The sequence below is a fragment of the Salmonella sp. SAL4457 genome (assembly GCF_046548235.1).
GTDB lineage: Bacteria > Pseudomonadota > Gammaproteobacteria > Enterobacterales > Enterobacteriaceae > Salmonella > Salmonella enterica.
The window spans coordinates 90140-98298 of record NZ_JBGDZO010000009.1 but is presented as its reverse complement, the minus strand read 5'-3'; the positions used below and the strand labels follow the sequence as shown (position 1 = coordinate 98298).

The following is an 8159-nucleotide window of genomic DNA, read 5'->3' as shown; positions in this document are numbered from 1 at the left end:
ATGTGTATAAGAGACAGCGCCTTGTCCGGCCTACAACGGTATCTCACCTGTAGGCCGGACAAGGCGTTCACGCCGCCATCCGGCATTAGCTTTTACTGTTACTGCTGCTGTTGAGAAGCCTGGATTGCCGTCAGGGCGATGGTGTAGACGATATCGTCAACCAGCGCGCCACGGGACAGGTCGTTCACCGGCTTGCGCATACCCTGCAGCATCGGCCCGATGGAGATCAGGTCGGCAGAACGCTGTACCGCTTTGTAGGTGGTGTTACCGGTGTTCAGATCCGGGAAAATGAACACGGTAGCGCGACCTGCAACCGGCGAGTTCGGCGCTTTGGATTTCGCTACGTCAGCCATGACCGCGGCGTCGTACTGCAACGGACCGTCGATCATCAGGTCAGGACGTTTTTCCTGCGCCAGACGCGTCGCTTCACGTACTTTCTCTACGTCGCTGCCCGCGCCAGAGGTGCCGGTGGAGTAGGAGAGCATTGCCACACGCGGTTCGATGCCGAAGGCAATGGCGGAATCCGCAGACTGAATCGCGATTTCTGCCAGCTGCTCTGCAGTCGGGTCTGGGTTGATTGCGCAGTCGCCGTAAACGTAAACCTGCTCCGGCAGTAGCATAAAGAACACAGAAGAGACCAGGGAGCTACCCGGCGCCGTTTTAATAAGCTGCAGCGGCGGACGGATGGTGTTGGCGGTGGTATGAACCGCGCCGGAAACCAGGCCGTCGACTTCGTCTTGCTCCAGCATCAGCGTGCCGAGCACCACGTTGTCTTCCAGCTGTTCGCGGGCAACCGGTTCGGTCATGCCTTTGCTCTTACGCAGCTCAACCAGGCGAGCGACATAGCTTTCACGCACCACTTCCGGATCGACGATTTCAATACCTGCGCCCAGCTCAACGCCCTGAGATGCCGCGACGCGGTTGATTTCATCCGGGTTGCCCAGCAGTACGCAAGTGGCGATGCCGCGTTCAGCGCAGATTGCCGCCGCTTTGACGGTACGCGGTTCGTCGCCTTCCGGCAGCACTACGCGTTTACCGGCTTTACGCGCCAGCTCAGTCAGTTGGTAGCGGAACGCCGGCGGAGAGAGACGACGGCTACGCTCGGAAGTGGCGGTCAGCGACTCGATCCACTCAGCGTTAACGTAGTTCGCGACGTATTCCTGAACTTTCTCGATGCGCTCATGGTCATCAACCGGGACTTCCAGATTGAAGCTTTGCAGGCTCAGCGAAGTCTGCCAGGTGTTGGTGTTCACCATAAAGACCGGCAGACCGGTGGCGAATGCGCGTTCGCACAGTTTAGAAATGCGTGCGTCCATTTCATAGCCGCCGGTCAGCAACAGGGCGCCGATTTCTACGCCGTTCATCGCGGCCAGGCAAGCTGCGACCAGTACGTCCGGACGGTCAGCGGAGGTCACTAACAACGAGCCTGCGCGGAAATGTTCCAGCATATGCGGAATACTACGCGCGCAGAAAGTGACGGATTTAACTCGGCGGGTTTTGATATCGCCTTCGTTAATGATGGTGGCGTTCAGGTGACGCGCCATATCGATAGCGCGGGTCGCAATCAGGTCGAAGCTCCACGGCACCGCGCCCAGAACCGGCAGCGGGCTGGATTCCTGCAGTTTAGCAGGATCGATTTTGATCACCTGCGCTTTGGAAGAGTCGTCAAAAATCTCCGACAGATCCGGGCGAGTACGGCCTTGTTCATCAACCGGCGCATTCAGTTTGTTGATGATAACGCCGGTGATGTTGGTGTTTTTCGCGCCGCCGAAGCTGCTGCGCGTCAGTTCGATACGCTCGTTCAGCTGTTCTGGCGTGTCGGTCCCCTGAGACATGACAAAAACGATTTCCGCATTCAGCGTTTTCGCGATTTCATAGTTCAGAGACTGAGCGAACTGATGTTTACGGGTCGGAACCAGACCTTCAACCAGCACCACCTCCGCGTCTTTGGTATTCGCATGGTAGTTCGCGATGATCTCTTCCATCAGCACGTCTTTCTGGTTGCTGGAGAGCAGAGATTCAACGTGGCTCATCTTCAGCGGTTCAGCCGCCGGCAGGGTAGAGTTCGCGCGAACGATAGTGGTGGTCTGGTCAGGCGCATCGCCGCCAGCGCGAGGCTGGGCGATAGGCTTAAAGACGCTCAGACGAACGCCTTTGCGTTCCATAGCACGGATGACGCCGAGGCTGACGCTGGTCAGGCCGACGCTGGTTCCGGTAGGGATCAGCATGATAATACGGGACACGGTTTATCCTCTTTCGTTACCGTCTTTTGGGGACGGGTTACAAAACAGCACCGCCAGCGAGGCTGGCGGTGTGAAATCAGGCAGTCAGACGGCTCGCGTCCTGCGCGATAACCAGTTCTTCGTTGGTTGGGATCACCACCGCCGGACGGGTACCTTCTTTGTTGATGAAACCAGATTTGCCGAAGCGGGCCGCCAGGTTACGTTCGTGGTCGACTTCAAAGCCCAGTACGCCCAGTTTGCCCAGAGACAGTTCGCGAACCATCGCGGCGTTTTCACCGATACCGCCGGTGAACACGACTGCATCCAGACGACCGTCCATCAGAGCGGTATAAGAACCGATGTACTTCGCCAGGCGGTGGCAGTAAACGTCCATCGCACGTTTAGCGTCTTCTTTGGTGGCGTAGTTGTCTTCAACATAACGGCAGTCGCTGGTCACTTCAGTCAGACCCAGCAGACCGGACTCTTTGGTCAGCATTTTGTTGATCTGATCCACGCTCATGCCCAGAGTGTCGTGCAGGTGGAAGATAATCGCAGGGTCGATATCGCCGGAACGGGTACCCATGACCAGGCCTTCCAGCGGGGTCAGACCCATAGAGGTATCCACGCATTTACCGTTACGGATAGCGGAAACAGAACCGCCGTTGCCCAGGTGGCAGGTGATAATGTTCAGTTCTTCTACCGGCTTGTTCAGCATTTTTGCCGCTTCCTGAGTTACATAGAAGTGGCTGGTGCCGTGTGCGCCATAGCGACGAACGCCGTGTTCTTTATACAGGCTGTACGGCAGGGCATACAGGTAAGATTCTTCCGGCATGGTCTGATGGAACGCGGTGTCGAACACGGCGACGTTTTTATCTTTCAGCTGCGGGAAAGATTTCAGCGCTTCGGCGATACCAATCAGGTGAGCCGGGTTATGCAGCGGTGCGAAAGAGGCGGAATCTTTGATGCCCTGAATGACGGACTCATCAATGACTACGGAGCTGGTATACTTCTCGCCGCCGTGTACGATACGGTGACCAATTGCAGTTAACTGCGCAGACAGTTCTGGTTTTTGTGCCAGAATAGTGTTAACGATAAAGTTCAGCGCTTCACTGTGAGCGGCGCCTGCACCTAAAGCCGCTTCTTGTTTACTGCCGTCCATTTTCCATTTGATGCGTGCTTCTGGCAGATGGAAACATTCGGCTAAACCAGAAAGGTATTCATCACCATTAACTGCATCAATAATTGCAAATTTCAGTGAAGAACTACCGCAGTTCAGAACCAGTACTAACTTACTCGACATGGAAGTACCTATTTATGATACGTGGCTAAAAAAACGTCAGTGAGCCATAGAGCGTAGCGCATGATAGCCCTGACATTTATGATTAACATCATGCGCAGGAGTTTTTTTGGGCATGATGGAAGAAATACCTTTGAGTCTATGCCATTTTGCGTATTTTTCAGCCAATGGCATACTATGTGTAATATTGACGACTCAATGATTTTAAACTACCGGCCTTTGACAGGCCGACACAGGATACCTGATAGTGGGTATCGAAGACAAAATGTTTTGAACGTTGTCCCTCGCAGTTGTTGTTTTGCACAAATTTTTTAAATTTTATATGTGAAGTTGAGGTAGGCCATGTCGACACCGGATAATCGCTCCGTAAATTTTTTTAGCTTATTTCGCCGGGGGCAGCACTACGCGAAGACGTGGCCGATGGAAAAGCGGCTGGCGCCCGTTTTCGTCGAAAACCGCGTCATTCGTATGACGCGCTATGCCATACGATTTATGCCGCCTGTCGCCGTCTTTACATTATGCTGGCAGATAGCGCTGGGCGGTCAGTTAGGCCCGGCCGTGGCGACCGCTCTGTTCGCCCTGAGCTTGCCCATGCAAGGATTATGGTGGTTAGGAAAACGTTCCGTGACGCCGTTACCGCCTTCAATCCTTAACTGGTTTTACGAAGTTCGCGGTAAATTGCAGGAGGCTGGACAAGCGCTGGCGCCGGTAGAAGGAAAGCCGGATTACCAGGCATTAGCTGACACGCTTAAGCGCGCCTTCAAACAACTGGATAAAACTTTCCTGGATGATTTGTAATTGACCCCGGATTACGCATATAAAAGAAGGCATACCAATGCCTTCTTTTTTTCATCGCCATAGCGTGATACAGGAGTTCAAAATGGAAATGACCAACGCGCAACGTCTGATTTTGTCTAACCAGTACAAAATGATGACGATGCTCGATCCCACCAACGCCGAGCGTTACCGTCGCTTACAAACAATTATTGAACGCGGCTACGGCCTGCAGATGCGCGAGCTGGATCGCGAGTTTGGCGAGCTGACGGAAGAGACCTGTCGTACCATCATCGATATTATGGAGATGTACCATGCGCTGCACGTCTCCTGGACCAACCTCAAAGATACGCAAGCTATCGACGAACGTCGCGTCACCTTCCTGGGGTTTGACGCCGCGACGGAAGCGCGCTACCTCGGCTATGTCCGTTTTATGGTGAATATAGAAGGACGCTACACTCACTTTGACGCCGGGACACACGGCTTTAATGCCCAGACGCCGATGTGGGAAAAATACCAGCGGATGTTGAATGTCTGGCATGCCTGCCCGCGTCAGTACCACCTGAGCGCGAATGAAATCAATCAAATCATTAATGCCTGAGGAGGCTCGCGTGCAGTGTAAAGGTTTTCTGTTTGATCTGGATGGAACGTTGGTTGACTCGTTACCTGCCGTCGAACGCGCGTGGTGTAGCTGGGCCGATCGTTTTAACCTTGCTCATGATGAGGTGCTGGGCTTTATTCATGGCAAACAGGCGATCACCTCGTTGCGGCATTTTATGGCGGGTAAATCGGAGGCGGAAATTGCCGCTGAGTTTACGCGCCTGGAGCAAATAGAAGCCACTGAAACCGCAGGGATCACCGCGTTGCCGGGGGCAGTCGATTTACTCAATCACCTGAATAAAGCGGGCATTCCGTGGGCTATCGTCACCTCCGGTTCAATGCCGGTCGCGCGTGCGCGCCATCAGGTCGCAGGCCTTCCAGCGCCAGAGGTGTTTGTCACCGCCGAACGAGTCAAACGCGGCAAACCGGAGCCGGATGCGTATTTGCTGGGCGCACAACTGCTTGGCCTGGCCCCGCAGGAGTGCGTCGTAGTAGAAGATGCCCCAGCTGGCGTGCTGTCCGGGCTGGCTGCGGGCTGCCACGTCATTGCGGTCAATGCGCCGGCCGACACGCCGCGTCTGGCGGATGTTGATTTTGCGTTGGATAGCCTGACGCAATTATCGGTCGCTAAACAACCAAACGGCGATGTGGTGGTGTTAAGAAAGACCTGATCATGATATCGCCCCGCTTTGGCGGGGCATATTTATGGCAGAATCGCGTTATCTTCTCATCTGACAAGGATATGTTGTGAACGGTGAATTGATTTGGGTTCTCTCTTTACTGGCGATTGCCGTCGTGTTGTTTGCGACGGGCAAAGTACGTATGGATGCGGTGGCTTTATTCGTCATTGTTGCTTTTGTCCTTAGCGGTACCTTGACCCTTCCGGAAGCCTTCTCCGGCTTTAGCGATCCGAATGTCATTCTTATCGCCGCCTTATTTATTATTGGCGACGGCCTCGTGCGCACCGGCGTTGCGACGGTGGTCGGTACCTGGCTGGTTAAAATGGCGGGCAGCAGTGAAATCAAAATGCTGGTTTTACTGATGATCACCGTCGCCGGACTTGGCGCTTTCATGAGTTCAACCGGCGTGGTGGCGATTTTTATCCCCGTTGTTCTTAGCGTTTCTATGCATATGCAAACCTCGCCTTCGCGCCTGATGATGCCGCTGAGTTTTGCCGGGCTTATCAGCGGAATGATGACGCTGGTGGCGACGCCGCCGAACCTGGTGGTTAACAGTGAACTGCTGCGTGAAGGCCTGCACGGGTTCAACTTTTTTAGCGTGACGCCGCTGGGGATAGTGGTGTTGGCGCTCGGCATTGTTTATATGCTGGTGATGCGCTTCATGCTAAAAGGCGATGCGCCCGGACAACAGGCCGGTAAGCGTCGCACTTTCCGCGATCTTATCCGCGAGTACCGTCTGACGGGGCGCGCTCGGCGTCTGGCGATTCGCCCCGGTTCGCCGATGGTGGGACAGCGGCTGGACGACCTTAAACTGCGCGAACGTTACGGCGCCAATGTCATCGGCGTTGAACGCTGGCGGCGCTTTCGGCGGGTTATCGTCAATGTGAACGGCGTATCGGAGTTTCGCGCTCGCGACGTTCTGCTGATTGATATGTCGGCGGCGGAGGTTGACCTCAGAGAGTTCTGCGCCGAGCAACTGCTGGAACCGATGGTATTGCGTGGAGAATATTTTTCCGATCAGGCGTTGGATGTTGGCATGGCGGAAATTTCGCTTATTCCGGAGTCTGAACTGATAGGCAAGTCGGTGCGTGAAATCGCCTTCCGTACACGTTACGGGCTGAATGTGGTCGGCCTGAAACGCGACGGCGTCGCGCTGGAAGGATCGCTGGCCGATGAACCGTTATTGATGGGCGATATCATTCTGGTTGTGGGGAACTGGAAGTTAATCAGCCTGCTGGGGCAAAAAGGCCGCGACTTTGTGGTGCTGAATATGCCGGTCGAGGTCAGCGAAGCCTCTCCTGCGCACAGCCAGGCGCCGCACGCCATTTTCTGCCTGGTACTGATGGTGGCGCTGATGTTGACCGATGAAATTCCCAACCCGATCGCGGCGATTATCGCCTGCCTGCTGATGGGGAAATTTCGCTGTATTGATGCTGAAAGCGCGTATAAAGCGATCCACTGGCCGAGTATTATCTTGATTGTGGGTATGATGCCGTTTGCGCTGGCGTTGCAAAAAACCGGCGGCGTCTCTCTGGTCGTGCAAGGATTAATGGATATCGGCGGCGGCTATGGGCCGTATATGATGCTGGGATGCCTGTTCGTGCTGTGCGCCGTCATAGGACTGTTCATTTCTAACACGGCAACGGCGGTGCTGATGGCGCCGATTGCGCTGGCGGCGGCGAAATCGATGGGGGTGTCGCCCTATCCGTTTGCGATGGCGGTGGCGATGGCGGCATCCGCCGCCTTTATGACGCCGGTTTCATCGCCGGTCAATACTCTGGTTCTGGGGCCGGGAAACTATAGCTTTAGCGATTTTGTGAAGCTTGGCGTGCCGTTCACGCTTATTGTGATGGCGGTTTGTATTGTGATGATTCCAATGTTGTTTCCGTTTTAACCCCAGACAGGAAAAGGCCTGATGGCGTTGCGCTTATCAGGCCTACGGGAAGAACGGTAGGCCGGATAAGGCGTTAGCCGCCATCCGGCAACTAAAGCGGTGAATCCTGGCTTATCTCGTCAAGAGAAAGATGGAAACTTGGTACGAATACCGCCATAAAATAGTCCATCTCCTGGCTGCGACGTAATTCCAGCGTTTTTTCCAGCCGCGTTTTTGCCAGTCCAAACTCATTGTTTCCCGCTGAGAGCTCCTCCAGGCATTTCAGGTAGGCGCAAAGCGCATCGGCCTGTTTTACGATTGCCTGTTCTTCTTCGCTCCAGGCATTCTCATCAATAAGCGGTGCGAAAATATCGCGTAATTCATCCGGCGCCATATCAACCAGCTTTTGCTGGGCGATTTTTTCGATCGCTTTATATTCCAGGGCTATCTGGGAATTAAAATATTTTACCGGCGTCGGCAGATCGCCGGTCAGTACTTCCGAGGCATCATGATACATCGCCAGAAGCGCGATGCGTTCAGCATTGAGCTGACCGCCAAATTTACGGTTTTTTATCGCCGCCAACGCATGGGCGACCATCGCCACCTGCAGACTATGTTCGGAGACGTTTTCTGTACGCACGTTACGCATCAGCGGCCAGCGGTTAATCAACTTCATGCGGGAGAGATGGGCGAAAAAATGGCTCTGCTTCATA

General features: G+C 54.5%; 7 protein-coding genes. 4 read left to right on the top strand and 3 right to left on the bottom strand.

Annotated elements, in window-relative coordinates:
• Positions 1–98: 98 nt before the first annotated feature.
• A complete protein-coding gene (gene pta / locus ACLJNW_RS21245) occupies positions 99–2243 on the bottom strand; it encodes a phosphate acetyltransferase (RefSeq protein ID WP_000086692.1) in 2145 nt (714 codons plus the stop codon).
• 76 nt (positions 2244–2319) lie between these two features.
• Positions 2320–3522, bottom strand: a complete 1203-nt coding sequence (gene ackA / locus ACLJNW_RS21240; protein WP_000095689.1) for an acetate kinase — start codon at positions 3520–3522, stop codon at positions 2320–2322.
• 339 nt (positions 3523–3861) lie between these two features.
• On the opposite strand from ackA, the gene yfbV reads away from it, so the two are divergent.
• The 4 genes from yfbV (at position 3862) to ACLJNW_RS21220 (ending at position 7467) form a co-directional block, all read left to right on the top strand.
• Positions 3862–4317, top strand: coding sequence for a terminus macrodomain insulation protein YfbV (yfbV, locus tag ACLJNW_RS21235; RefSeq protein ID WP_000106617.1), 456 nt, complete (start codon positions 3862–3864; stop codon positions 4315–4317).
• Positions 4318–4399: 82 nt separating this feature from the next.
• Positions 4400–4894, top strand: coding sequence for a YfbU family protein (locus ACLJNW_RS21230; protein WP_000426135.1), 495 nt, complete (start codon positions 4400–4402; stop codon positions 4892–4894).
• On the top strand, positions 4887–5564 hold the full coding sequence (locus tag ACLJNW_RS21225; RefSeq protein ID WP_001555201.1) for a sugar phosphatase: 678 nt from the start codon (positions 4887–4889) through the stop codon (positions 5562–5564). The genes ACLJNW_RS21230 and ACLJNW_RS21225 overlap by 8 nt, the downstream gene beginning before the upstream one ends.
• Before the next feature lie 76 nt (positions 5565–5640).
• Complete coding sequence (locus tag ACLJNW_RS21220) at positions 5641–7467, top strand: SLC13 family permease (protein ID WP_001012856.1); 1827 nt, start codon at positions 5641–5643, stop codon at positions 7465–7467.
• 91 nt (positions 7468–7558) lie between these two features.
• Here ACLJNW_RS21220 and yfbR read toward each other — a convergent pair whose 3' ends face one another.
• Complete coding sequence (yfbR, locus tag ACLJNW_RS21215) at positions 7559–8158, bottom strand: 5'-deoxynucleotidase (RefSeq protein WP_023204461.1); 600 nt, start codon at positions 8156–8158, stop codon at positions 7559–7561.
• Position 8159: the final 1 nt, after the last annotated feature.

Bases quoted from the DNA above. Each gene is read 5' to 3' on its own strand.
- ackA (WP_000095689.1), bottom strand. From the start codon at position 3,522: ATGTCGAGTAAGTTAGTACTGGTTCTGAACTGCGGTAGTTCTTCACTG.
- yfbV (WP_000106617.1), top strand. From the start codon at position 3,862: ATGTCGACACCGGATAATCGCTCCGTAAATTTTTTTAGCTTATTTCGC.
- ACLJNW_RS21230 (WP_000426135.1), top strand. From the start codon at position 4,400: ATGGAAATGACCAACGCGCAACGTCTGATTTTGTCTAACCAGTACAAA.
- ACLJNW_RS21225 (WP_001555201.1), top strand. From the start codon at position 4,887: ATGCCTGAGGAGGCTCGCGTGCAGTGTAAAGGTTTTCTGTTTGATCTG.
- yfbR (WP_023204461.1), bottom strand. From the start codon at position 8,158: ATGAAGCAGAGCCATTTTTTCGCCCATCTCTCCCGCATGAAGTTGATT.